Source organism: Tessaracoccus pujii (genome assembly GCF_054483895.1).
The window spans coordinates 959,589-984,934 of sequence record NZ_CM137012.1 but is presented as its reverse complement, the minus strand read 5'-3'; the positions used below and the strand labels follow the sequence as shown (position 1 = coordinate 984,934).

General features: G+C 66.9%; 19 protein-coding genes, 1 tRNA gene and 2 pseudogenes. 3 read left to right on the top strand and 19 right to left on the bottom strand.

Annotation, left to right across the window (positions count from 1 at the left end; translation table 11 throughout):
• Positions 1-34 precede the first annotated feature (34 nt).
• The 8 genes from ACX1D0_RS04740 to ACX1D0_RS04705 all read right to left on the bottom strand — a co-directional run bounded on the left by ACX1D0_RS04740 (position 35) and on the right by ACX1D0_RS04705 (position 7,289).
• Complete coding sequence (locus ACX1D0_RS04740; RefSeq protein ID WP_459019740.1) at positions 35-1,066, bottom strand: TRAP transporter substrate-binding protein; 1,032 nt, start codon at positions 1,064-1,066, stop codon at positions 35-37.
• Positions 1,067-1,251: 185 nt separating this feature from the next.
• Positions 1,252-1,911 (bottom strand): DUF2278 family protein, encoded by a 660-nt coding sequence (locus ACX1D0_RS04735; protein WP_459019739.1) that lies wholly within the window; start codon positions 1,909-1,911, stop codon positions 1,252-1,254.
• A gap of 175 nt (positions 1,912-2,086) precedes the next feature.
• On the bottom strand, positions 2,087-4,342 hold the full coding sequence (locus tag ACX1D0_RS04730) for a hypothetical protein (RefSeq protein ID WP_459019738.1): 2,256 nt from the start codon (positions 4,340-4,342) through the stop codon (positions 2,087-2,089).
• Between the two features lie 339 nt (positions 4,343-4,681).
• A complete protein-coding gene (locus ACX1D0_RS04725) occupies positions 4,682-5,074 on the bottom strand; it encodes a type II toxin-antitoxin system VapC family toxin (protein WP_459019737.1) in 393 nt (130 codons plus the stop codon).
• The gene (locus tag ACX1D0_RS04720; RefSeq protein ID WP_459019736.1) at positions 5,071-5,298 is read right to left on the bottom strand and encodes a FitA-like ribbon-helix-helix domain-containing protein; all 228 of its coding nucleotides are present in this window, start codon (positions 5,296-5,298) and stop codon (positions 5,071-5,073) included. Before ACX1D0_RS04720 ends, ACX1D0_RS04725 begins: the two co-directional genes overlap by 4 nt.
• 115 nt (positions 5,299-5,413) lie before the next feature.
• Complete coding sequence (locus ACX1D0_RS04715; protein ID WP_459019735.1) at positions 5,414-6,001, bottom strand: hypothetical protein; 588 nt, start codon at positions 5,999-6,001, stop codon at positions 5,414-5,416.
• Entirely contained in the window at positions 5,998-6,801 is an 804-nt protein-coding gene (locus tag ACX1D0_RS04710; RefSeq protein ID WP_459019734.1) for a hypothetical protein, read from the bottom strand. The genes ACX1D0_RS04715 and ACX1D0_RS04710 overlap by 4 nt, the downstream gene beginning before the upstream one ends.
• Positions 6,798-7,289, bottom strand: coding sequence for an ATP-binding cassette domain-containing protein (locus ACX1D0_RS04705; protein WP_459019733.1), 492 nt, complete (start codon positions 7,287-7,289; stop codon positions 6,798-6,800). The genes ACX1D0_RS04710 and ACX1D0_RS04705 overlap by 4 nt, the downstream gene beginning before the upstream one ends.
• Before the next feature lie 112 nt (positions 7,290-7,401).
• Here ACX1D0_RS04705 and ACX1D0_RS04700 point away from each other — a divergent pair, with 112 nt between their 5' ends.
• Complete coding sequence (locus ACX1D0_RS04700; protein ID WP_459019732.1) at positions 7,402-8,721, top strand: ISL3 family transposase; 1,320 nt, start codon at positions 7,402-7,404, stop codon at positions 8,719-8,721.
• Here ACX1D0_RS04700 and ACX1D0_RS04695 read toward each other — a convergent pair.
• From ACX1D0_RS04695 to metH, 9 genes and pseudogenes are all read right to left on the bottom strand, one after another.
• On the bottom strand, positions 8,658-8,948 hold the full coding sequence (locus ACX1D0_RS04695) for an ATP-binding cassette domain-containing protein (protein ID WP_459019731.1): 291 nt from the start codon (positions 8,946-8,948) through the stop codon (positions 8,658-8,660). The genes ACX1D0_RS04700 and ACX1D0_RS04695 overlap by 64 nt on opposite strands.
• Positions 8,949-9,493: 545 nt before the next feature.
• A complete protein-coding gene (locus tag ACX1D0_RS04690; protein ID WP_459019730.1) occupies positions 9,494-10,813 on the bottom strand; it encodes an ISL3 family transposase in 1,320 nt (439 codons plus the stop codon).
• Between the two features lie 1,274 nt (positions 10,814-12,087).
• Positions 12,088-12,161 (bottom strand) — tRNA-Pro (locus ACX1D0_RS04685).
• Positions 12,162-12,296: 135 nt separating this feature from the next.
• The gene (locus ACX1D0_RS04680) at positions 12,297-12,725 is read right to left on the bottom strand and encodes an OsmC family peroxiredoxin (protein WP_459019729.1); all 429 of its coding nucleotides are present in this window, start codon (positions 12,723-12,725) and stop codon (positions 12,297-12,299) included.
• 95 nt (positions 12,726-12,820) lie between these two features.
• Positions 12,821-14,152 (bottom strand): ribosome biogenesis GTPase Der, encoded by a 1,332-nt coding sequence (gene der, locus ACX1D0_RS04675; RefSeq protein ID WP_459019728.1) that lies wholly within the window; start codon positions 14,150-14,152, stop codon positions 12,821-12,823.
• A 34-nt stretch (positions 14,153-14,186) separates the two neighbouring features.
• Entirely contained in the window at positions 14,187-14,843 is a 657-nt protein-coding gene (cmk, locus tag ACX1D0_RS04670) for a (d)CMP kinase (RefSeq protein WP_459019727.1), read from the bottom strand.
• Positions 14,840-15,916, bottom strand: a pseudogene (locus ACX1D0_RS04665) (prephenate dehydrogenase); the annotation flags it as partial. The gene cmk and the pseudogene ACX1D0_RS04665, both read right to left, overlap by 4 nt.
• Positions 15,917-15,952: 36 nt before the next feature.
• Positions 15,953-17,550 (bottom strand): annotated as a pseudogene (locus tag ACX1D0_RS04660) (HAD-IA family hydrolase).
• Positions 17,540-21,019 (bottom strand): methionine synthase, encoded by a 3,480-nt coding sequence (metH, locus tag ACX1D0_RS04655; RefSeq protein WP_459019726.1) that lies wholly within the window; start codon positions 21,017-21,019, stop codon positions 17,540-17,542. The pseudogene ACX1D0_RS04660 and the gene metH overlap by 11 nt, the downstream one beginning before the upstream one ends.
• 36 nt (positions 21,020-21,055) lie before the next feature.
• On the opposite strand from metH, the gene ACX1D0_RS04650 reads away from it, so the two are divergent.
• Positions 21,056-21,916: a proteasome assembly chaperone family protein gene (locus ACX1D0_RS04650; protein ID WP_459019725.1), complete on the top strand. Its 861-nt coding sequence runs from the start codon at positions 21,056-21,058 to the stop codon at positions 21,914-21,916.
• A gap of 108 nt (positions 21,917-22,024) precedes the next feature.
• Positions 22,025-22,774, top strand: a complete 750-nt coding sequence (locus ACX1D0_RS04645; protein ID WP_459019724.1) for a GAF domain-containing protein — start codon at positions 22,025-22,027, stop codon at positions 22,772-22,774.
• Positions 22,775-22,782: 8 nt separating this feature from the next.
• Here ACX1D0_RS04645 and ACX1D0_RS04640 read toward each other — a convergent pair whose 3' ends face one another.
• Together ACX1D0_RS04640 and rpe are read right to left on the bottom strand one after the other, a co-directional pair.
• Positions 22,783-24,420, bottom strand: coding sequence for an asparagine synthetase B family protein (locus ACX1D0_RS04640; RefSeq protein ID WP_459019723.1), 1,638 nt, complete (start codon positions 24,418-24,420; stop codon positions 22,783-22,785).
• 266 nt (positions 24,421-24,686) lie between these two features.
• The gene (gene rpe, locus ACX1D0_RS04635) at positions 24,687-25,340 is read right to left on the bottom strand and encodes a ribulose-phosphate 3-epimerase (protein ID WP_459019722.1); all 654 of its coding nucleotides are present in this window, start codon (positions 25,338-25,340) and stop codon (positions 24,687-24,689) included.
• Between the last annotated feature and the right edge of the window lie 6 nt (positions 25,341-25,346).

The following is a 25,346-nucleotide window of genomic DNA, read 5'->3' as shown; positions in this document are numbered from 1 at the left end:
CACCGGCCGTCACCACCGCACGCGATGGGCTACGTCAGGCGGCGCCGCGCGCAGCGTCCCAGAGGGCCTTCTGCGAGTCGGTGGTAAGGAACTGCCCCTGCAGCCCTTCAAGTGCCGCGGCGAATGCCTGGGTGTCGACGTCGTTGAACTGTGCACCGCCGGCCTCAGCCTGGGTCACCGCTTCCTCGGTCTTCTCGCTCCACATCTCGACGTGCTCATCCATGGTGGCCTTCCACTCTTCGTCGAAGGTGGCGCGGTCCTCTTCCGACATGGAAGCCAGGACGTCGGTGTTGATGATCAGGTAGTCGAGGCCCACCAGGTGGGTGGTGCGGGAGAAGTACGGCGCCACCTCGAAGTGCTTGACCGTGTAGTACGAGACCTCGTTGTTCTCGGCGGCGTCGAGCACACCGGACTGGAGACCGGTGTAGACCTCGCCGTAGGCCATCGGGGTGCCTTCGGCGCCGAGCGCCTTGGCCATGGCCAAGTGGAGGTCGGACTCCTGGACGCGCAGCTTCTTACCGGCGAGGTCCACGGGGGTCTGAATCGGACCCTCGGTGTTGTAGACGTGGCGTGCGCCCTGCGTGAAGCCACCCAGGACAGTGATGGACTGTTCGTCCTCGAGCGAGGTGAAGAGCTCGCCCACGATCTCCTCGTTCTGTATGACGCTCATCTGGTGCTCGACGCTGTCGAAGGCCAGCGGCATGTTGAACACGAGGAAGTCCTCGTTGAGGTTCTCCAGCTGGGTGCCCGACACGATGGCCATGTCGACGGAGCTGTTGGAGACCATCTGCAGCGCCTCTTGCTGTGCGCCCAGGGTCTCGTTTGGGTAGACCTCGATGCTCCAGCGGCCATCGGTGGCCTCGGAGAGGCGCTCGTTGAACGACTCGAGCGCGATGGTCGAGGGGTGCTCCTCGGTCTGGTTGAGCGACAGGCGCATGGCCTTGCCGCCACCGTCTTCGGGGGCCGCGGACGTGGCCACCACGTCACCACTGCCGCCACCACATGCGGCGAGGCCGAGCACGAGGATGGAAATGGCACCGATGGAAAGCGGCTTTGAGCGCTTCATGATCTACTCCTTTGGAAACATTCGCGAGCGCGACCCAACTGCGGATCTTGACCGTGAGTCTCTCGAATGAAGTCCGGCAGGCACCTGGGGTTGCCACTTGTTGCCCGCCTGTTGGGTGAGGACATGATCCCGTGCATGTGCTTGATCCCGTCGATGTCGACGGCGGCGTGACGCCGTCGCGCGGGTCAGAGTGGGCGGCCTAGGGAATCGGTCTTGAAGGACTGGGTCTTGAACTTGTTCAAAAACGCCCAGAACTCTCCGGCACTGGTCTCGACGATCGTGGCGCCGTCCTGCCAGATGGCGTTTTCCAGGTCGTGGCCACTGCCGATGGGGTCGCCCTGATTCTGGTGGATGTTGTGGACTCCCAAGCCGCTCGTGAACGGTTCGCCGAACACGTAGAAGCGGATGCCTTGGTTGATGATCTTTTCCAGATCGGTGAGCGCCTGGATTCCGGTGCCGCTGTTCCAGCGCGGGTTCCAGCGGAGCCACGAGAGCAGGCGGGACAGGCAACTGGCGTAGCGCACGGTGTAGATCAGGATGGGTGGATGCAGCGGGGCCGATCGGATGTAGTCAAGGGCACCGGAGGTCGGCGTCGATGTCAGGTCGTGCCATCCGTCGGCGAGGGTCTTGAGGCCACTGAAGTCGCTGGTGCGGATCCTCACCTTCCGCCACTGGATGCCGTCTGGCAAGTTCTTGGGATCGACGTCGATCGCGCACTTGTAGTTGCCGAGGGGCGTGTGCACCACGAGATTTCCGTGGTAATACCTCCCGAAGTTGTCAGGCGGATCCCGGAAGTAGTCGTGCTTGGCCCCGATGACCAAGCCGTAGCCGCTACTCAGGGGCATGTCTACTCCTCTTCAGTAGGGCAGGATTCGCAAGCGCGGATCCCGCGTCGGTGCCGCTGGTTGTCCACCACCGCCAGGGCAGCGTCGACACTCACCGCCACCTTCCGCCGAGCGAGGCTCCCTGGCCGAGGCCTGAGGCGTATGGAAACCGCCGCGCCTCGACCAGAGGGCGTCCTCACGCTTTGTCGATGCAGAAGCCCAGGTCGTCGTACGCGTAGTGCCCGCTCCCGACCACCGAGTTGACGATCGCCCGGTCGTGTGTGGAGATCCGCAGCACGTAGCCGCACGGCTCGAGGGCTGAGGTGTCGAGTTTCCAGGTCGACCCTCCTGGCGCACCAACGGTCGTCAGCGTCGTGGACGTGGTCAGAGCCCCTGGAGGCACCACAACGCTGCCGCCGGGGGTCAGGCCGAGGCTCCAGCGGTCCAGCCACTCGTCGTTGGCGTCGAAGGTCCCTTTGATGACCATGCCTTGAGTGAACTTCCCGCACGCCTGGAGTCCGAGCTGTCCCGGGTTGACGGCGACGTGGGCGCCGTTGACCAGGTTTCCGTCGCGCCCGAGCCCGGTGTTGTCGAGCCGGATGCGCTGAGTCTGCGCCACCAGGAAGGGGGAGCCGACCTCGAGCCGGATGAGCCAGCTGCCCTCGCCACCGGTGTCGACGTAGCCGAGCACGCCCAGCCCGTTGGTCCACCACACGGGCCACTGCACTGAGCCGTCGGCCGCCGGGGTCACCCACGCCCCACCGCCCAGGTTGTCACTGGCCCAGAAACTGGTGGTGACCGGCTCGAACAGACCGCCGTTCTTGCTGACCTGCAACCGGTACGTCGTGCCCGCGAGCGCCGGGTCGGTCGGACCATGCACGACAACCCGGCCGCCGAAGGGGCAGCCCCGGACATCGGCCGCGATGCCGTTGTAGGCGGACACCGCGCCCGGGATGGTCACGCCTGTTGACGGGTTGATGAACGACGTGTTCACGCCGCCGACGATCGTCATTCTGGCGGTGCCGTCGTAGCCCGCTCCAGGGTGGACGTGGACATGCGCGTCGAGCCGGTTGCCCCAGTGCGGAGTCCAGTTCGGGTCGGTGGTGGACGGAGCGGCGTTCCACGACAGGACGGCCCGGACCTTGTGAATGCCCGGCTTGTCGCAGTGCCGTCGCACCTTGTTCAGATCGACGGGCAGGGTGGCTGCGTAGCCTAGGCCGCCGGCCGGCATGGTGACGAAGTCGTGGGCGTTGATCTCGACCGTGCCGACATACTCCCAAGTGCAGTCGTCATCCCAGTCCGCCCAGAACGCGACGTATTCGGTGCTCCCCGCCGTGCAAGGAGCGCCGCTGAAGCCGGTGGGCAGCTTGACCCTGAAGGCCGCGACGAGCTCGGCCGCATTGTTGTCGAGGCCCACACACGTGAGCTCTTCGTAGCTCGTGTTGCCCAGGCCCTCGTTGTCCTCGAAGAGGTCCTGCCAGGCGATGCCGACGTCCTTGAGCTTGATCGACAGGCTGGACAGCTCTGACGCGGTCAACGAGGCCGACATCACTTGCGCGGCCTCGAGCGCGGCCAGACGCGACGGTGGCGGCGGTTGGAGGACGAGCTTGGCAACCGAGTTGTCGACGGCGTCCTTGGAGAGCTTGCGCAACCGCTCCTTGCTGTAGACCTTGGCCAGCTGGACGGCGTCCAACGCGGCGCCGGCATGGTTGGGGGGCAGGGGCTGAGGATTGAGCGACACAGGGCCGATGGGGTCAGGCAAGGGAGGCACCGGGCCGAAGAGATCGAAATCCAGGTCCGGAATGAGTTCCTCGAGGAGGTTCAGGTCCTTGACCTTGTCGAGCAGGTCCGGGTGCAATTCGACCAACTCCGGCCAGCGGACCAGTGGGCGCGGACGGACCTGGATGGTGTCCTCCTGCACCTCCCCCCACACTGGCACGAAGTCCGGGTCGCCTGCGGGCGGCACCTGCTGCCACGACAAGATCGCGCGGACCCGCGGGAGTTGCGGGGTGAAGCAGAAACGTCGGCGCGGTGCGTAGGTCACCCCGACCACGTGGCTGAAGGCGTGGTCCGGATCGCCGGTGCAATCCTTGCCGATCGAGATGTCATGGACCTGGGTCGCCGACAGTCCGGCGTCGACCCACGACCCGCTCTCCAGCACGAAGAACCGCACGTACTGCGTCGAGCCTGGGGTGCACGGGCCACCGGAATAGCCGAAGGCGCGCTTGATCACGATCGTCGCCTCGAGACGGTTGCGCTCCGGGTGGTAACCGAGGCAGCCGATCTCCTCATAGACGGTGTTGGACTTCTGCTCGTCGACCACGTCGAAAGGACCGTCGACGACTTTGCCGAAGTAGTTCGGGTTCACCGCCAGCAACGTGGTGAACCTGCTGCGGCTCTCCGGTACGTCCGCCGCAGCGCTGGGGGCGGATTCCGTGGACTGGGCAATCATGGCAATCTCCCGCGGACTGGCCGGCTGTTCCGACCGTGCACGCTTCAGGAGGCGGCACCAGGCCCCTGTGATACGGGCATCGAGGTGCACTTTCGTTGGCACCGACTTCGACGCGCCTGACGGCGAGGCGAACGACCTGGTTATCGCGGTCGTCGGCGCGACCGCGATAATCGGGCAGTGTCGGCGCGCCTAGCTTCTTGGCATTGAACACCAGCGGGTCTCCCGTGCTGGGGTCACAGTCACGCAGGGCGGTGGACCGCGGAGTCGAGCAGTCCGATGTCGCGGACGGGACGCGGTCGCCTTTCGACGAGCGAATCGGGCACCACCGAGGGCGGCAGATCAGTGCGTTCGGTGGAGCAGATGCACCTTGGCGTGGTGGCCGCCGCTGTCGAGCTTCGCGTCACAGGTGTACAGCGGTGCATCAAGCGCCTCGGCCAGAGCGAGGTACGCGGCGTCGTAGCTCGTGTACTGGTGACGCAACTGCCAGATCCGATCAGCCAATGGGGCGACCTCGTAGCCATTGATGGCGAACGCGAAGTGGTCGCGACGAACCTCCTCCGCGACAGCGGGATCGAGTTTGCCGCCCAGGAGCAGGCCCCGGAGTACTGACAACACCTCGACGTCGAGCAGGTGCGGCGCGTGCACGTCTCCGGTGAGAGCATCCAGCAGCTCGTCGGCCACCTCGCTGCCGATCAGCGCCTCGACCATCGCGGAGGCGTCTAGCACGATCACCGGCGGCCCGCCTGCACGGCAGCGACGATGTCGTCGGAACTGGGCCCGCTGGAGCGGTCCCGCGCCCTGAGCCGAGCAACGATCTGCTCGTTGGTGGGCCGTGTGGCGATCTTGGCCAACTCTGCGGCGACGTAGGCCGACAACGACATGCCTTCTGAGGCCGCCCTTTCCTTCAAGGTAGCGGCGACATCGTCGGAGACGTCACGGATATATAGGGTCGTCATAACACCATGCTAGCACTCTGCTAGCATGTGCAGTCAACACGACCCACCGTCTCACCGCGGTATGAGCGGACGTTAGCGAGGTGTTGTCTATTGTCCGCGAGTGTGTGTCGTCTTGTCAGCGCCAGTTGGTTGATCCCGATCCTCTGAGGACGAAGAGTCCGGCCGTGCCCAGGGTGCTGGCTGCGAGTAGCCAGTTGAAGGGTCCTGGTGTCAGCTGCTGGCCCGTGATGTCGGAGAACCGGAGAGCCGTGGCGAGGGTGTCACCGATGAGGAGCCAGATGACCGACACCAGCGATGATGTCAACAGGCCGGCTGCGTGCCAGCGGGAGGCTGTGATGATAGCCAGGGTGAGTAGCGCTCCGGCGGCGAAGGCGTCGTAGAGGTTGTGGTTGATGTCGGTTGAGTCGCTCCAGACCACCATGAGAGGGGTGAGGGTGCCGATGAGCATCAAGCAGCGCAGGCATAGATAGACGAGGCGGGCCCTGGGCAATGTGGCTGTGATGTCTGGCGTTGGGTCGATCAGCAGGATGGATCCGAACACGGGCATCCAGGCCACGACGAACTGCCGCGTATAGCGCGGCCCGTCAGCAACTGGGATGTGCATCGACTGGTCTTTGAACAGCCACACGCACAGCATTGACACGAGCACGGCGGCGAGGAACAGCGGCCAGCGCCATAGTCGTGCCGACATCTGCACGGTCACTGTTGTGGCTCATAGGTGTCCATGGCGTCTGAGAACACGAACGGCAGGTAGATCGCCAATGCTGTGGCGATCGCGCCGATGCACAGGAACAAGGCCACCCAGGGACGGTGACGGCGGCCGTTGTGCACAATGAAGACCAGGCCGGAGCAGATCGCGACGGCGGTGACGAGGTTGAGAAACGTCGTAGCGGCAAGGAATCTGGGGATCGGTCGGCCTCCCGTCACCATCCACGTCGCCATCTCGGTTGTGAACAACTCGGGCCAACCCCTCCAGAAGAAGGTCCGATGCCCCAGGAAGAGGGCGAACAGCACCCCGGGGATGCTCCAGAAAGTGGGTACAAGCAGGGCAACTGCCGAGCCAACTGACACGCCGGCCAGCAATGCTGCTGGCCCGGTGAAGAACTGCCAGGGCAGCGTCATGCCACGGGCGTCAGCTGCGCAAAACCAGCAGGTAAGACTACCCACAGCCAGCGCCACGGCCTGAACGATCAAACCTTGGATTGCAACTGCCAACGAAATGTGCGCCACAGGGCGCCAACGCGGCACACTCGCAGGGAGCCCTTCCTGAACGTCGGGGCCGATGTTCAGCAGCACAAGCGCCACAACCGCAGCAGCCGATGCAGGCGACAGCAGGAGTGTCGCCCCACTCCATACCGAGAGCATCCAGGCCCAGTCAAGCCTCCAGCCGAAGGGGACTCCGTCAACGGGCTGCACATTGACCATCACCGCCAACTGAGCCAAAGCAAGGACAGGAAGAATCAACTTCCACGTCGCTCGGAGCCACATGCCGATAGCACTCACTCCTCGGCCTCCCCGATCATGCCAAGGAGCCATTCCTCATTCATCTCAGGACAGATGGCCCCCTGGTACACAATGTGACCACTCCGCAGCACGATGACAGAGGACGCCAAAGACAAAACGTCCTCGATCAGGTGGCTGGACAGCACAACGGTGCCGCTCGTTCGTTCTCGGATCAGCTGAACCATGGTCGCCCGCTGGCGCGGATCCAGACCTGTGCTTGGCTCATCGAGCAGCAGGACCGTAGCCTCCGCGGCCAAGGCCTGCGCCAACCACACTCGACGGACCATTCCTCCTGACAACTTGCCCAGTTTGTCTCCGCTGCGGGCGCTGAGCCCGACCGCCTCAAGCGCCTCGGCCGTGCGGGCCTCAGCCACTGGCCGGCTCAGGCCGCGCATCCAACTGAGATAGCTGACAAACTCGAAAGCCGAGAGATTGCGGGGGACAGCGCCGGACTGCGGCATGTAGGCGACGTGCTGGAGCGCCGCCAAACGGGCTCATCACAGATGAGGGTGTAGGGCATGGTCGGCGCGTCGGGCCGGGTAGGGGTCGAGGTCTCCCGATGATGGAAGTTCTCACACTGCCCATCTGGAAGACCTCGACGTGTCTGATGCTACCCCTGAGGCGGGGTTCGCCTGCCCTGACCTGACCCGGTTCTGCCGGCTCGACGAGCTCGGCCTGGAGGTCACCGGCCAACTGCTGGAGCCGGGCCGTGCGGTGCTCGCCTGCCGGGTCGTGGAACCGGATCAGTGGTGCCGACGCTGCGACTGCGAGGGCCTCGCGCGTGACACCGTGATCCGGCCGTTGGCGCACGAGCCGTTCGGCTGGCGGCCGACCACGTTGCTGGTCACGATCCGTCGCTACCGCTGCACCGGCTGCGGGCATGTGTGGCGACAAGACACCAGCCGGGCGGCCGAACCGCGGGCGAAGCTGTCACGCCGCGGGCTGCGGTGGGCGTTGGAGGGTCTGGTCGTTCAGCACCTCACCGTCGCCCGCGTCGCCGAGGGGCTCGGGGTGTCGTGGACCACCGCCAACACGGCGGTTCTGGCCGAAGGCAAGCGGGTCCTGATCGACGACCCGACCAGGTTCGACGGCGTGAAGGCCATCGGCGTCGATGAGCACGTGTGGCGCCACACCCGCCGCGGCGACAAGTACGTCACCGTCATCATCGACCTGACCGGCATCCGCGACCGCACCGGCCCAGCCAGGCTGCTCGACATGGTCGAAGGGCGCTCCAAGCAGGCATTCAAGCAATGGTTGACCGAACGCGACCAGGCATGGCGCGACGCCGTCGAGGTCGTCGCGATGGACGGGTTCACCGGGTTCAAGACCGCCACCACCGAAGAGCTGCCCGACGCGACCGCCGTCATGGATCCCTTCCACGTCGTCCGCCTCGCCGGCGACGCCCTCGACCGATGCCGCCGACGCGTCCAACAGGCCATCCACGGCCACCGAGGCCGCACCAGTGACCCGCTCTACTCGGCGCGCCGAACCCTGCACACCGGCGCTGACCTCCTCACCGACCGGCAGAAGGACCGGCTCACTGCCCTGTTCGCGGCCGATGATCATGTCGAGGTCGAAGCCACCTGGGGCATCTACCAACGCATGATCGCCGCCTACCGCGAAACCGACCGGACCAGAGGCCGGGCCCTGATGACCAGCCTGATCGCCTCCGTCAGCCACGGCGTCCCCGCCGCGTTGACCGAGGTGATCACACTCGGCCGAACACTGAAGAAGCGAGCCGACGACGTGCTGGCCTACTTCGACCGACCCGGCACCTCGAACGGGCCCACCGAGGCCCTCAACGGCCGCCTCGAACACCTCCGCGGATCAGCACTCGGCTTCCGGAACCTCACCAACTACATCGCCAGATCACTGCTCGAGACCGGCGGATTCAGACCCCGACTACACCCTGGATTGTGATGAGCCGCCAAACGCTCACGGCGATCATAGGGGTCCAGGTCATCGACGCTGACCCGTCCCGCGGTGGGTTCGAGAGCCCCCGACAGAGCGCGCAGGAGTGTTGTCTTCCCAGCGCCATTGGCGCCCAGCAGAGCAGTCACTCCCCCGGTCAGAGCAAACGAAGCATCAGAGACCGAGGGAGCCCTCGTCCGGGGATACCGAACGGTCAGAGCCTCAGCACCGATCAACTAGATCTGGCCTTGAGACTGACTGCCGCATGGATCTACCGCCCAGGCGACATCAACGCACGTCTTCGCCGCGCCGGTCCACGGGCCGTATGTGGGCGCCCCGTAACTCACCTTGTTCGCGACGCTGGTGTAGGACGTGCTCGTCGTGTTCGTGCTGCGCACAGACACTGTCTGGGCAGAGTTCCAGGCGTAACCCATCACATAGATTCCCCGACCGTTGTATACGCCGGCCTTTGCTGTTGCATTGTTCCGCACGTAGACGATATCCATGGCAATGTTCCCGTAGGCCCTCCCCGCTTCCACTCCGTTCTGCGTCACGGTCCTTCCGGAAAAACTGTAGGCAGCATCGGCAATTGAGGCAGATCCGAAGGCGAGGCACCCAACGATCAAAGCGCCCATGACATGTGATTTTCGGCTTGACATTTTGCTCCTCAGCGTGAATACAGGGAGCGTAGCAGCAGCGTCCGAGTAAATCGGAGAGACCCTCACCAGCGCTGACTAAAGTTACTATACTCAGTGACTATTGAGCATCCCAATCAGGCTCATCACAATCCAGGGTGTAGTCGGGGTCTGAATCCGCCGGTCTCGAGCAGTGATCTGGCGATGTAGTTGGTGAGGTTCCGGAAGCCGAGTGCTGATCCGCGGAGGTGTTCGAGGCGGCCGTTGAGGGCCTCGGTGGGCCCGTTCGAGGTGCCGGGCCGGTCGAAATAGGCCAGCACGTCGTCGGCTCGCTTCTTCAGCGTTCGGCCGAGTGTGATCACCTCGCTCAACGCGGCGGGGACGCCCTGGCTGACCGAGGCGATCAGGCTGGTCATCAGGGCCCGGCCTCTGGTCCGATCGGGTTCGCGGTAGGCGGCGATCATGCGTTGGTAGATGCCCCAGGTGGCTTCGACCTCGACATGGTCATCGCCGGCGAACAGGGCGGTGAGCCGGTCCTTCTGTCGGTCGGTGAGGAGGTCGGTGCCGGTGTGGAGGGTTCGGCGCGCCGAGTAGAGCGGGTCGCTGGTGCGGCCTCGGTGGCCGTGGATGGCCTGTTGGACGCGTCGGCGGCATCGGTCGAGGGCGTCGCCGGCGAGGCGGACGACGTGGAAGGGATCCATGACGGCGGTCGCGTCGGGCAGCTCTTCGGTGGTGGCGGTCTTGAACCCGGTGAACCCGTCCATCGCGACGACCTCGACGGCGTCGCGCCATGCCTGGTCGCGTTCGGTCAACCATTGCTTGAATGCCTGCTTGGAGCGCCCTTCGACCATGTCGAGCAGCCTGGCTGGGCCGGTGCGGTCGCGGATGCCGGTCAGGTCGATGATGACGGTGACGTACTTGTCGCCGCGGCGGGTGTGGCGCCACACGTGCTCATCGACGCCGATGGCCTTCACGCCGTCGAACCTGGTCGGGTCGTCGATCAGGACCCGCTTGCCTTCGGCCAGAACCGCCGTGTTGGCGGTGGTCCACGACACCCCGAGCCCCTCGGCGACGCGGGCGACGGTGAGGTGCTGAACGACCAGACCCTCCAACGCCCACCGCAGCCCGCGGCGTGACAGCTTCGCCCGCGGTTCGGCCGCCCGGCTGGTGTCTTGTCGCCACACATGCCCGCAGCCGGTGCAGCGGTAGCGACGGATCGTGACCAGCAACGTGGTCGGCCGCCAGCCGAACGGCTCGTGCGCCAACGGCCGGATCACGGTGTCACGCGCGAGGCCCTCGCAGTCGCAGCGTCGGCACCACTGATCCGGTTCCACGACCCGGCAGGCGAGCACCGCACGGCCCGGCTCCAGCAGTTGGCCGGTGACCTCCAGGCCGAGCTCGTCGAGCCGGCAGAACCGGGTCAGGTCAGGGCAGGCGAACCCCGCCTCAGGGGTAGCATCAGACACGTCGAGGTCTTCCAGATGGGCAGTGTGAGAACTTCCATCATCGGGAGACCTCGACCCCTACCCGGCCCGACGCGCCGACCATGCCCTACACCCTCATCTGTGATGAGCCCCCAATCAGTGAGGATGATCCTCACAGCACACCGCCACAATTGCGACTGTCGGACACACGACGGCGGTTGCGACATCCTGTTGCGCGTCTCGTAGGGTGCAGATGATCGTGTCACGCTCGGCGACGACGGTCGTTTGCCGGGCCGGATTTGGTTTCGGGTTGTCGGCAGCGTCAGGCTGCCGATGAACACTTGAGCGAGCGGCCCGGCGTGCATTTTTTGCACCATCCACGCGGGGCCGCTCTGACGCGTAGAGGCCGCGCTGATGATCACGGTGAGCCATGACCCTGTGGATGTCGATATTGCGTTGCGGCAGGGGGAGGTGTCCTGTCCGGGTTGCTCGGCTCGGCTGCGCCCGTGGGGATCGGCCAGACCCCGGCCGGTACGCCACGACAACGGGGATCCGCGGGCGGGGCAATCATCATCCCGGCCATCGCACCAGCCACGACGCCATCGTCAAACAACGTGAAGGGCGACCCCTTCCGCACATCTCGGCATGACCGGTACTTCCCACCCCCATGGCAGGAGTCGAGGCCGGGCCCGTTGATCGACACTCTCGACGACGAGAGATAGATCAGAGCCGACCACGGGCCCAATGCGTGGGCCAGTTGATATCCAAGCCCGCTGGGGTGCCCCGAGATCGTTCGCCGGTGCTGCAGCCGACAGACGAAGGACCTCGACGGTCTGCTGGAAGGCAGTCTCGGACCTCGCGCTGGAAACCTAGCCCGGTCCCAACCGCCGAAAGCCACTCGAGTGGGGAGTTGCCCAGCCGTGGTCGGTGGGCGTGGGCGCTGCAGCTGACAGCGGACCTTCGAGGTTCATCCGGACGCAGCGGGAACGCTCTCGGCATACCCGCTCAACCGTAGAGCGCGTTTCATAGTTGCCCGATAGTTGTCCAGGTGGAAACGAAGAAGCCGCCCGGACTGGTGTTTTACCTAGTCAAAGCGGCTTTCGCGCTGGCTCCCCGGACTGGACTCGAACGAGTAAGGGATACAAGTCGATCGCACAAGTGCGCGCGACCCCAGCCTCAAGATTGCTGGATGCCCGCGGCCCTCGATGCAACTCTGTCCGCTCATGGGACGGCGTCCCACGAAGGTTAGGGATGCACAGGGGATGCAACCCTTATCGCTAAGAGATGTAAACCATGTTGACAAGGTGTTTCACTTGTCGGGCTGACAGGATTTGAACCTGCGACCCCTTGACCCCCAGTCAAGTGCGCTACCAAGCTGCGCTACAGCCCGCCGTCGCCATTTCTGGCAACTCGGATAGCTTAGCGACTTTGCCCGGACTTGGCACATCGGCCCATCCGGCCTCTGAGCGGGCGGTCGGGCAGCCGTCACGCCGACGCCTGCCCGACCGCATCAGGTCACCTGAGGTCACTCCTCGAAGCTGGCGTCCATCGTGATCTCAACGCCGGCAAGGGCCTTGGAGACAGGGCACTCTGCCTTGGCCGTCTGGGCGAATCCGAGGAACTCGTCCGCGGTCAGTCCGGGAACCCGCCCCACCACAGTGATGTGGCTCTCGGTGATGCCGGTCCCCGGCACGAATGTCACATCGGCCTTCGTGTCGAGGGAGGCGGGCGGGGTGTCGTTCTTGGCCAGGATGTTCGACAGCGCCATGGAGAAGCATGTGGCGTGGGCCGCCGCGATCAGTTCCTCGGGGTTGGTGGCACCTGGCCCTGACTCCGCCCGCTTGGCCCAGGCCACATCGAAGGACGCAAGGCCGGAGGTGACGAGCTCGACGCGTCCGGCGCCTTCGAAGAGGCTGCCTTCCCAGTGTGCCTGTGCGGTGCTGACTGTTGCCATGGTGGGTCTCCTATCGTTGGCCCCGGGTGGGGTCCACTTCAGTAGACCTCAACCCAACCACACCGCGACCCCCGACGGGAAGGGCCGACGGCAGCTCAGGCGCGATCCTTGCGCTTCTCGCGCGCCCTGATCTCGACGTGCACGGGCGAACCGACGAAGCCGAAGTCCTCACGAAGGCGACGCTCGATGAACCGCTTGTACGGCTCATCCATCAGGCCGCTGGTGAACAGCGCGAAGGTGGGCGGGCAGGCGTGCGCCTGCGTACCGAAGAGGATCCGCGGCTGCTTGCCGCCCCGCACGGGGTGCGGGTGGGCAGCGGCGAGCCTGCCGAGGAAAGCGTTGAGCTTCCCCGTCGAGATCCGGGTCTCCCACCCCGCTGCGGCCGCCTCGATGGCCTTGCTCAGCTTGTCCACGTTGCGGCCGGTGAGCGCCGAGATGTTGACCGTGGGGGCCCAGCGCCACCCGGTGAGGTCGCGCTCGATTTCACGGTCGAGGTACTTCCGGCGCTCCTCGTCGGTGAGATCCCACTTGTTGAACGCGATGACCATGGCTCGCCCCGACTCCTCGATGGAGTTGAGGATCCTCAGATCCTGGTCCGTGAGCGGCTGGGAGGCGTCGATCACCATGATGCACACTTCGGCACGCTCGATGGCGGCCTGCGTGCGGAGGCTCGCGTAGTACTCGTGCCCGCTGGCCTCCTTCACGCGCCTGCGGATGCCGGCGGTGTCGATGAGCCGGTACACCACGCCGCCCACCTCGACGATCTCGTCGACGGGGTCGACCGTGGTGCCGGAGACGTCCGAGACGACCACGCGCTGCTGGTCGGCCAGCTTGTTGAGCAGCGACGACTTGCCCACGTTGGGCTTCCCGACGATGGCGACGCGGCGCGGACCGGCCGCCTGCACCTCCGGCTCGCGGGGAGCCTCTGGCAGTGCGGCCAGGATGGCGTCGAGCAGGTCACCCGAGCCGCGACCGTGCATGGCCGAGACGGGGTAGGGCTCCCCCAGTCCGAGATTCCACATACTGGCGGCCATCGCCTCGTGCCGCTGGTCGTCCACCTTGTTGGCGGCAAGTACCACCGGTTTCTGCGACCGGCGCAGCACGCGCACCACGGCCTCGTCCTCGTCGAGCGTGCCGACGGTGGCGTCCACCACGAACAGCACCGCGTCCGCCAGTGAGATGGCCAGTTCGGCCTGCTCGGCGATCTGGGCAGCCATGCCCTGGGCGTCGGACAGCCAGCCGCCGGTGTCCACCAGGACGAACTCGCGACCGTTCCAGTTCGCGTCGTACGACACCCGGTCCCGAGTGACCCCCGGCTTGTCCTGGACCACCGCCTCGCGGCGCCCCAGAATCCGGTTGACCAGCATCGACTTGCCGACGTTGGGCCGTCCGACGACGGCGACGATCGGCTTGCGAAGCTCGCTCACAGTGGCTCCTTATGCTGGGTGCGGACTGCCCATCCTACCGGCGCGGGAGAAGACCGACGATTCGCTCAACCACCTCGTCGGGGCTGAGCCACGTGGAGTCGATGACCGTGACCCCCTCGGCTGCCTCCGTGAAGTTCGACACCGTCGAATCATCGCGATCGCGACGCAACACCTGATCGGTCACCTCGTCGTGGCTGGCCCGCCCGGCCACCTCGGCCGCCCGCCGCGACACTCGCGCCTCAGGATCGGCCACCAGCAGCACCCGGACATCCGCGTCGGGCGCCACGACGGTGGTGATGTCGCGACCCTCGACGACGATCCGCCGGCCGTGGTCGGCGATGATGCGGCGCATGATGGATGTGAGCAGGCGCCGCACCTCCAGGTTGGTGGCGATCTGGGACACAGCGGCTGAAATGCGCGGCTCGCGGATCTCCGCCGTGACGTCAAGCCCGTTGACGAGGAACGACGGCGCCTCGGGCGAGGTGCCCACGTCCAGCCGGCACTCGTTCACGAGCGCGGCGGCCTGCTCCCCCGTTGCCCCCTCCGGATACCGCCGCAGATACTCCGTCGTGGCGGCGCGGTACAGCGCACCGGTGTCCAGGTAGCCCAAGCCCAGCCGCCTGGCGACGAGCTTGGCGGTGGTGGACTTACCGGACCCGCTGGGCCCGTCGATTGCGATCAACTGCGTCATTGACTACCTCCCCGATCGGCCCAGCCGGTCCATCCGCGGGCCACGATGTTGGCCCTCAACTGCTCCGCGACGTCGCGCTCCACCGCGATCGACAGGTAACCCACCTCGCGGACCGGATCGTGCGTGAGTTCGAAATCCTCGACGTTGAACCCTGCCTCGCCGATGTCGGTGAACAGGCGGCCCAGGGCTCGTGGCTCGTCGGGGATCTCGACGGTGACCTGGACCGTGTCCAGTGGATCGTGGCCGTGCTTGCCCACGAGCGAATGGGCCCCCGCCTGGCCGACCGCGAGGAACCGCTCCAGTTCGTCCGGCTGGTCGAGCACGCCGATGAGGTGGGTGAGGTCCTCGGCCACCTCGGTCAGCTCGTGCCGCACCGCCTCGGCGTTCGAGGTGAGGATCTGGCGCCACAGACCTGGGTCCGAGCCCGCGATGCGGGTCACGTCGCGGATCCCCTGTCCGGCCAGCCGCAGATGATCGCTGGGTACCGCGCGGAGGTGCGACGCGGTGAGGATGCTCATCAGGTGCGGGACGTGGCTCACCTGCGCCACGGCCTCGTCGTGTGCGTCGGGCGCCATCGTGACCACACGGGCACCGACGTCGCGCGCGAGCGCCTCGACGGCGGCGACATCCTCGGGCGTGTTGCCCTCGACGGGTGTCACCACCCACGTGCGGTCCCGGAACAGGTCACCCGAGGCCGTGAGCGGGCCCGTGAACTGCGAGCCGGCCATCGGATGCGAGCCGACGTAGCGGCGGTGCTCGGGCGCAAGCGCCGCGACCGCCTGCAGGATGGGTGCCTTCACCGAGCCGACGTCGGTGATCACCGCGCCGGGAAACTTCGCCAGCACCTCGGCGACGAGGTCCGGGATTACCCCGGGCGGTGTGGCCACCACCACGAGGTCGGGATCATCGGTGGCCTCGTCACTGATCCTGCCGGCGCCCAGTCCGGCAGCCACCAGGGAGTGCGACGGCACGATGTCCCACAGCATCACGTCGTAGCCTGCCCTCGTCAGGGCCAGGCCGAGCGACGACCCCACGAGGCCGGCGCCCAGAATCAGAACGGACCTGGCCACTACCGACCCTGTCCGAGCGGCTCCGCGAAGGAGGCTGACTCACTCGGCAGCACGTCGGGGCTCCTGTCCGCCCAGCTCGGCCGGGATGTTCGCGGGCCGCGGCCCCTGGTAGTCGGGCCCGTAGGCTCCGGGCGCCGGACGCCGCTTCCGCATGGGCGCCGCGACCCCGGGGGCCAGCCTCCGGGAGGTGATGAGGAACCCGGTGTGGCCCGAGGTGCCGTGCCCGGGCCTGATGGCCAGCCCCTCGGCGTGCCAGTCCCGCACCGTGGTCTCCGTGGCGTGCGGCTCGGTGAAGCCCCCGTGTGCGCGGAAGGTGTCGGCGACCTTCCCCAGCTGGGTGGCAGTGGCCACGTAGCAGGTGAGCACGCCGCCGGCGATGAGCCGCTCCCCCACCGCGTCGATGCACTCCCAGGGCGCGAGCATGTCCAGGATGGCGCGGTCGATGGGTTCATCCTCGATGGCTTCGACGAGGTCGCCCACCGTCAGCGTCCATGCCGGGTGCTCCCCACCCAGGAACGTCTCGACGTTGCCGCGGGCCACGTCCGCGAACTGCTCGCGGCGCTCGTACGAGTGCAGCATCCCGTCCGGGCCGATGGCGCGGAGCAGCGCCAACGACAGGGCCCCGGAGCCGACGCCCGCCTCCAGCACCCGAGCGCCTGGGAAGATGTCGGTCCACATGATGATCTGGGCGGCGTCCTTCGGGTAGATGACCGCCGCGTCGCGGGGCATCGAGACCATGAACTCGCTCATCAGCGGCCGGAACGCCAGGTACTGCTGCCCACCGGCGGAGGTGACGGTGACCCCCTCCGGGCCGCCGATCAGGGCATCGTGGCTCACGGCGCCCTTGGTGGTGTGCCAGACTCCCCCCTCCTTGAGCAGGACGGACTTGCGCCGGCCCTTCCCGTCGGTGAGTGTGACCCGCTCGCCGGGCTGTAGTGGGCCGGTCTTGACGCCTGACAGATTCATGAGACTTCCTTCAACTCGCGCCACACCCCGGCCAGCTCAACCCACGAGGCGCTGGTCAGCCCCGTGGAGGAGACGTGCATCCGCGGATGTGGCGGGAGGTGCACCATGGACGGCACAGCGTAGACCACGGCGCCGGATGCCAGTGCCGCGGCCGTTCCAGGGATGGAGTCCTCCAGAGCGACGGCGTGGCGGGGGTCCACCCCGAGGCGCGCCGCGGCCGTGAGGTAGCCCTCGGGATCCGGCTTCGCCCGCGACACCTCGTCGACCGTGACGGCGAAGGCAACGTTTCCCGGCAGGCGTTCCCGGGCGGCGTCGAGGATGATCCGGTCGCTGGCTGTGACGATGGCGCAGGGCACATCGGCGTCCGCGAGTTCGGCCATCAGTTCCCTGGCTCCCGGGAGCCAGGGCAGGTCGTGGGCGCGGATCTGCGCGGCGATGCGGTCGTGCAACTCGCGCCACACCCACTCCGCCCGCTCAGGGATGCCCATGTCGGCGGCCATCATCTGCGCGGTGATCAGCGCGTGTTGCCCGTGGCAGGCGAGCATCTTGTCCTCGCCCCATTCCACGCCGTAGTCCGCCAGCATCTCGCGCTCCGTGGCCGCCCACAGCGGCTCGGTGTCCACCAGGGTGCCGTCGAAGTCCCACAGCACCGCGCTGGGCTCAGCCGGCATTGAAGTACTTCGCCTCGGGGTGGTGCACGACGATGGCGTCGGTGGACTGCTCAGGGTGCAGCTGCAGCTCCTCGCTCAGTTCGACGCCGATGCGCGACGGGTCCAGCAGCTCCACCAGCTTCGCCCGGTCCTCGAGGTCCGGACAGGCCGGATACCCGAACGAGTACCGCGACCCCCGGTAGGCCTGATCCCGGATGGCTGCGTGGACATCCGTGCTGGGCCCGAAGCCGAGCTCCTCCCGGATCCGGCCGTGCCACAGCTCCGCCAAAGCCTCGGTCAGCTGCACCGAGAGCCCGTGGAGTTCCAGATAGTCGCGGTAGGAGTTCGCCTCGAACAGCCGCTGGGTGGCCTTGGCCACCTCCGACCCCATGGTCACGAGTTGCATGGCGAGCACGTCGGGGCCGTGGGCCGCTGCCTCGTCCTCGTCGCGGAAGAAGTCCGCCAGGCAGAGCCGCTTGTCGCGGCGCTGCCGCGGGAACGTGAACCGAGTCACTTCCCGCGACGGGTCCTCCGGCGAGCCGACAACGAGTGTCTCCCCGGAGGAGTGGACGGGGAAGTACCCGTAGACGACGCCGAAGTTGGCCAGATTGTCGGTCTTGATCCGGTCCAGCCACATCCGCAGCTGAGGCATGGCCTCGGTCTCCACCAGTTCTTCGTAGGAGGCTCCGCCGCGCAGCGGCTTCAGACCCCACTGGCCGAGGAACGTGGCGCGCTGGTCCAGCCATGCGGCCACCTCGGCGAGGTGGATCCCCTTGACCACACGGGTCCCCCAGAACGGCGGGGCGGGCACATCCACGCCGCGGGCCACCTCCGAGCGGACACCCAGCTCAGGTTCGGTCAGCTCGATCAGCGAGGTCTTGGCGTAGCGGCGTTTCCGCGGCTCCGGGAGAGCCGCACCGGGCAGGCCCTGCTTGACGGCCATCACCGCGTCCATGAGGGCCAGCCCCTCGAACGCGTCCTTGGCGTAGCGCACCTCACCCTCGAACAGGTCCCCCAGATCGTGTTCGACGAAGGCGCGCGTCAATGCTGCCCCGCCGAGCAGCACAGGGTACTTCTCCGCCAGTCCCAACCGGTTCAACTCCGCGAGGTTGTCCTTCATCACGAGGGTGGACTTCACCAACAGACCGGACATGCCGATGGCGTCCGCGCCATGGGCCTCGGCGGCGTCGATGATGGCCTGGATCGGTTGCTTGATGCCGATGTTGATCACCGTGTAGCCGTTGTTGCTGACGATGATGTCGACGAGGTTCTTGCCGATGTCGTGTACGTCACCGCGGACGGTGGCCAGGACCAGGGTGCCCTTGCCCGTGTCCGTGTCGGCCTTGTCCATGTGCGGCTCGAGGTGGGCCACGGCCTGCTTCATCACCTCAGCCGACTGCAGCACGAAGGGCAGCTGCATCTTGCCGGAGCCGAACAGCTCGCCCACCACTTTCATGCCGGCCAGGAGGTCCTCGTTGATGATGTCCAGCGCGGCCTTGGACGTCAGTGCCTCGTCCAGGTCCGCAGCGAGTCCCTTGGACTCACCGTCGATGATGCGGCGCTGCAGCCGTTCCGCCAGGGGCAGGGCAGCCAGTTCCGCAGCGCGGGAGGCGCGCACGGAGGCGGCGGTGACGCCCTCGAACAGATCCAGGAACCTGGTGAGGGGGTCGTACTCGCCGTCGCGACGGTCGTAGACCAGGTCCAGCGCCACCTGACGCTGTTCCTCGGGGATGCGGTCCATCGGGATGATCTTGGCGCTGTGCACGATGGCCGAGTCCAGGCCGGCGGTGACGCATTCGTGCAGGAACACCGAGTTGAGCACCATGCGGGCGGCCGGGTTGAGGCCGAAGGACACGTTGGACACGCCGAGCGTGGTGCGGACCCCCGGGTAGCGCCGCTTGAGTTCACGGATGGCCTCGATGGTCTCGATGCCGTCGCGCCTCGTCTCCTCCTGGCCGGTGGCGATGGGGAAGGTGAGGCAGTCCACCAGGATGTCCCCGACGTGCATCCCCCAATTGCCGACGAGGTCGTCGATGAGGCGCGAGGCCACCTTCACCTTCCAGTCCGCGGTGCGGGCCTGGCCCTCCTCGTCGATGGTGAGAGCCACGACGGCCGCGCCGTGTTCCTGCACCATCGGCATGATCCGCCCGAAGCGGGATTCGGGGCCGGAGCCGTCCTCGTAGTTGACGGAATTGACGATGCTGCGACCGGCGAGGCGCTCGAGGCCGGCCTCCAGCACTGGCGGTTCGGTGGAGTCCAGCACGATCGGCAACGTCACCGACGTGGACAGCCGGGCGGACAGTTCCGCCATGTCCGCCGTGCCGTCGCGGCCCACGTAGTCGATGCAGAGATCCAGCACGTGTGCGCCGTCGCGGGCCTGGGCCTTGGCGATGTCCACGCACTCGTCCCAGTGTCCGGCGAGCATCGCCTCCCGGAACGCCTTGGATCCGTTGGCGTTGGTACGCTCCCCGATGCTGAGGTAGCTGGCGTCCTGCGCGAACGGCACCTCGATGTACAGCGACGACGCGGACCGCTCGTCCTCGGGCTGCCGGGCCACCACCTCGCGTCCGGCGTAGCGCTCGGCCAAGAGGCGGATGTGCTCAGGGGTGGTGCCGCAGCAACCACCGATGACTGCCAGGCCGTACTCCTCCACGTAGGCGCCCAGCGCGTCCGCGAGGCCCTCGGGGCCCAGCGGATAGCGGGCGCCGTCGGCGGTCAACTCGGGGAGACCCGCGTTGGGCATGGCCCCGATCGCGATGCCGGCGCGCCGCGACAGGTGGCGCAGGTGCTCACTCATCTCAGCCGGGCCGGTGGCGCAGTTGAGGCCGATGCAGTCCACCCCCAGCGCCTCCAGGGAGGTAAGGGCGGCGCCGATCTCCGAGCCGAGCAGCATGGTGCCGGTGGTCTCGACGGTGACGTTGACCAGGATGGGCAGCGCGACCCCGAGCCGTGTCCGCGCCCGTTTGGCGGCGATCACTGCCGCCTTGGCCTGTAGGAGGTCCTGGCACGTCTCGATCTGCACGCCGTCGATGCCGCCGCGGATCATGGCCTCCACCTGCGACTGGTAGGCGTCGCGGATGGCGGCGAAGCTGACGTGACCCAGAGTGGGCAGTTTGGTGCCGGGCCCCATGGAGCCAAGCACGAATCGTGGCCGTTCCTCGGTGCTGAACTCGTCCGCCACCCGACGGGCGATGCGGGCCGAAGCCTCCGCCAGTTCCTCCAGCCGGTCGACGATGTCGTACTCCGCCAACGCCGCCAGGTTGGTGCCGAACGAGTTGGTCTCCACGGCGTCGGCACCCGCCTCGAAGTACGCGCGATGCACCGACGCCACCACCTCGGGCCGGGTGACGTTGAGGATCTCGTTGCAGCCTTCGAGGCCCTGGAAGTCCCCCTCCACGGAGAGCTCACCGAAGGACTGCAGCATCGTGCCCATCGCCCCATCGGCGACGAGGACGCGACGGTTGAGCAGGTCTGTCAGGCTAGTTGGCACGAGCACAGGCTACCGGCACCACGGTAGAGTGGGACAATGCAGTTCACGCCGTTGGAGGGCCTACGCGAGCCCGCCGTCGTCATCGCCTTCTCGGGATGGAACGACGCCGGCAATGCCGCCACGGACCTGCTCAGCCATCTCATCGAGGCCTACCCCGGCTCTGATGCCGGCATCATCGACGACGAGCGCTACTACGACTTCCAGCACACCCGCCCCCTCCTGCAGCGCGCCGCTGACGGCCCGTGGGTGGAGTGGCCCGCAGTGCGAATCCGGGTGGTTCACCACCCGGACCGTGACCTCGTCATCATGCTGGGGCCGGAACCCAACCTCCTGTGGCGCACGTTCGCCGCGGAGCTGATCGGGCGCATCAAGCAGGTCGAGCCCGAGATCGTGCTGTTCCTCGGGGCCATGCTGAGCGACACACCGCACTCGCGTCCGCTTCCGGTGGGGCTGTACACCTCGGATCCCGCCGTCGAGCGGTCCCTGGACATCCAGAACAACGACTACACCGGCCCCACGGGCATGATCGGCGTGGCCAGCCAGCTCCTCATCCACGAGCGGATTCCTGCCGCGTCGCTCTGGGTGTCGGTGCCGCACTACGTGTCCACGCCGCCCAATCCGAAGGCGCAGGACGCCCTGCTGACGGAGCTCGAGGGCGTCCTCAAGATCGCCCTGGACCACAAGTCCATCCCCGAGGACGCCGTCCGGTGGGCCACAGCCGTGGATCAGCTGAGCCAGCAGGACCCGGACATCGCCGAGTACATCGAGCAACTGGAGGAGGCCCGGGACCAGGAGGAGGTCCAGGAGGCCACGGGCGACACGATCGCCGCCGAGCTGGAGAAGTTCCTGCGCCGCCAGATCGATGACGGGAGTGACGGTCCGTCCGCCGGTGGGTAGTCGTCCGCATGCCGGCCACGGGTTAAGCTGGCCACACCTTCGGCGTCGCTGTGGCTCGGAGACCGACGCCGATGTCGCGGGTCGGACATGGCCAACCAGAGGGGCATCGTGAACAGTTCACCCCGCGGGGCCGACCGCCTCGAATTCCCGTCAGTTTCTGAGGTGGCCGCGCAACTCGATCACGTGTCCAAGAAGCTGCGGAGCGACGAGCGCCCGATGGCAGCCGCGCTGGTCGATGCCGCGGTGGAGATGTCCGGGGCAACCTGGGGCACCATCACGATCCGGGAGGACAACCGGTACCGGTCCCTCGTGGTCAGCGACGAACGGGCCCTCGAACTGGATCTCCTTCAGTACGCCGTCGGCTCCGGGCCGTGCCTGGACGCTATCGAGCATGACTCCACCTACATGGTGAGCGAACTGTTCGAGGAGACGCGCTGGCCCGAGTACGCCGCCGGCGCCAGCAGCCTGGGCGTGCGCAGCATCTACTCCCAACCGCTGCACCTCCTCGACGACGACTTCAGTGTGGCCAGCCTCAATCTGTACTCAGACACGCCGGCCGCGTTCGACGAGCGGGCGGAGACCGGTGAGGCGGCCGTGGTGGCCACCTTCGCGGCGCTGGGCAGCTCGATCGTGCTGAGCAAGACCAAGGCGGATCACCTCGAGAAGGCGCTGCTCACCAATCGGGAGATCGCCATGGCCATCGGAATCCTCATGGGTCGACACACCCTCAGCCATGATGCCGCGCTGAATTTGATGAGGCTGGCCAGCCAACACACCAACAAGAAGATGATCGCCATCGCCCAAGAGGTCATCACCACCGGTGAACTTGCCCTGCAGCGCCCCGAGCACAGCCGGTGACGGTGGACTCATCCGCTGTCATGGGTCGCCGTCGCCGAGGTCAACTGGCGTGCGCTGTCGTCGTCAACGTGACGTTGCAGCCACATCTCCAGGACTGCGAGCCGCCACAGGGTAGTGCCGCCGGCGCGATGGCCGGTCTGGTCCGGCGAGGTGAGCATGGTCTGCAGAGCGCACGGTTCAACGAGGCCACGATCCGCGGCCCTCTGGGATCGCAGGGTGTCGCTGACGAGGTCAAGCAGCGGTCCCTGCAGGAGTGTCAACGCCGGCACCGGGAAGCGGCCCTTCGGTCGGTCGGTGACAGGATGCGGCAGCAGGTCCAGGCCCAGCTCCTTGAGCGGCCCTTTTCCGCCGTGCGCCAGCTTGATCTCACGGGGGCAGCCTGCGGCGAGCTCGACCACCTCGCGGTCGAGGAACGGGACGGACGCCTGAAGTCCCCAGGGCCTGCACATCGAGTCGACCCGCGCGACGGGTTCGTCGACCGTATGCAGATGCGTGGACTCATGGAAAAGGTCGCCGGCGAACACCTCGTCGGCGCCCAGGCCGCACAGCACCGTTGAGGTGTGCGCCGAGACGTGCCGGGACAACAGGTGGAACGCTGTCGCCTCATGGCTGCCCATCGGCTCACTCATGTCCTCGATCGCCTCAACCACGGCGGGCACCAGGTCTCGTGTGAGCACGTGCAGAGGGTGGTGATGGGTGCCGAACCTGCGCGACACCATGCTCGAGTACGCGAACTCGTCGCCATGGAGGTCCCCCGCGCGGTCGAAGCCGATGCTGAAGGTGTTGATCGGCCCGCGGTGGCAGTCGGTGAGCAGTGCCACCAGCAAGCTGGAATCCAGGCCGCCGGACAGCAGCACTGACACCGGCCCGGCCTCTGGGAGCCGTCGACGTACCGCCGCCAGCACAGCGCTGCGGGTGGCCTCGGTCCATTCCTTCGAGGACCACCCGGCACGGTCCTCGCCCGGAGTGCGGGACGGCTGCCAGTACACCCGGTCCCGGATCCCATCCGCATCGATCACCCGGAGAGTCGCCGGCGGCAGCTTCTCCACGCCTCGCAGGATGGTGTGAGGCGGCGGCACGACCGCATGTCCACTCAGATAGTGATGCAGCCCTACCGCGTCGATCGTTGTGTCGATCCCGCCCGAGGCCAGCAGCGCCGGCAGCGTGGACGCGAATAGCATGCTGTCGCGCCGCCGCGCCAGGTACAGCGGCTTGATGCCCAGATTGTCGCGAGCCATCAGCACTCTGCGGTGTGACCGGTCGGCGAGGACGAACGAGAACTCCCCGGTGAGACGCTCGATGAAACCCTCACCCCACCGGGTGTAGGCGGCCAGGATCAGGCGTGGGTCGCGGGTGTCGCCGTCGTGTAGCGCATCAGCCAGCTCCCGGCGCAACTGGTCCCGATTGAGCAGCTGTCCATCAAGCACGATCGTCGTGCCGACCGCCGGATCGGTGGCCGGTTGAAGGCTCTCTGTTCCTCGCTCCGGCATCCCGAGCTGGCGGTGGGCAAGGACGGCGAGTTGGTCACCGCAGATGCGACGCGGCCCCCAACGCCGGCCCTGCAGGGCTTCGATCATTCTGCTGACGGCGTCGACGTCGAGGCGCACCCCGTGGCGGAGGGCGACTGCCCCGGCGATGCTGTTCATGCCCTGAGGGGCAGTAGGTCCACCGAGGTGGGTTCATCGGGTGGCGGGTCGAACGAGCGCATGAGTCTCTCACCTCTTCAACGCAAAGGAGAGACCGTCACCGACTCCCCTGGCATGTGTGTGCGGGGCGGGACGCACCGTGAAGAACCCACCCCACCGGGAGTGAGCCGGCTTCTTGACTCAGCAGAACCATACCCCAGCGGGGTTCGATCGGGAAGAGCGGGCGACCCCCAGCAGCATCCGCCTCAGCCCTCGGACCGGCCGGTCTAGTGGGCGCAGGCCACCACGGCCGCATCGCGAAGCTGCCGGACCATGGCGTCAGGATCCGGCGCGCTGTAGACGGCGGACCCGGCCACGAAGGTGTCCGCGCCGGCCTCGGCGCAGCGACCGATGGTCTCGATGCTGACTCCCCCGTCGACCTGCACCCAGATTGGCCTGGACCCGATCAGTTCCCTCGTCCGACGGATCTTCGGCAGCACCAGGTCCAGGAACTTCTGCCCGCCGAACCCAGGCTCCACCGTCATCAACAGCACCATGTCCAGCTCGCCGAGCATGTCGGCGTAGCCCTCGATCGGCGTCGCCGGCTTCAGCGCCATCGATGCCCGGGCACCGAGCCTCCGCAGCTCGCGGGCCAACCGAACCGGGGCCGCCGCGGCCTCCGCGTGGAACGTCACCGACTCGGCGCCCGCCTCGGCGTAGGCAGGGGCCCAGACATCCGGATTCTCGATCATGAGGTGGATGTCCAGCATCTGGCCCGTGACCTTGCGCAGCGCCTCGACCACCGGAAGACCGATGGTGAGGTTGGGCACGAAGTGGTTGTCCATGACGTCGACATGGATCATGTCGGCGCCGGGGATCCGGGCGATCTCAGCCGCGAGGTTGGCAAAATCGGCGTTGAGGATGCTGGGGGTGATGCGCATGTCAGA

Bases quoted from the DNA above. Each gene is read 5' to 3' on its own strand.
- ACX1D0_RS04740 (WP_459019740.1), bottom strand. From the start codon at position 1,066: ATGAAGCGCTCAAAGCCGCTTTCCATCGGTGCCATTTCCATCCTCGTG.
- ACX1D0_RS04680 (WP_459019729.1), bottom strand. From the start codon at position 12,725: ATGGCAACAGTCAGCACCGCACAGGCACACTGGGAAGGCAGCCTCTTC.
- rpe (WP_459019722.1), bottom strand. From the start codon at position 25,340: ATGCGCATCACCCCCAGCATCCTCAACGCCGATTTTGCCAACCTCGCG.
- ACX1D0_RS04720 (WP_459019736.1), bottom strand. From the start codon at position 5,298: ATGACGACCCTATATATCCGTGACGTCTCCGACGATGTCGCCGCTACC.
- ACX1D0_RS04640 (WP_459019723.1), bottom strand. From the start codon at position 24,420: ATGAACAGCATCGCCGGGGCAGTCGCCCTCCGCCACGGGGTGCGCCTC.
- ACX1D0_RS04650 (WP_459019725.1), top strand. From the start codon at position 21,056: ATGCAGTTCACGCCGTTGGAGGGCCTACGCGAGCCCGCCGTCGTCATC.
- ACX1D0_RS04735 (WP_459019739.1), bottom strand. From the start codon at position 1,911: ATGCCCCTGAGTAGCGGCTACGGCTTGGTCATCGGGGCCAAGCACGAC.
- ACX1D0_RS04730 (WP_459019738.1), bottom strand. From the start codon at position 4,342: ATGATTGCCCAGTCCACGGAATCCGCCCCCAGCGCTGCGGCGGACGTA.
- cmk (WP_459019727.1), bottom strand. From the start codon at position 14,843: ATGACGCAGTTGATCGCAATCGACGGGCCCAGCGGGTCCGGTAAGTCC.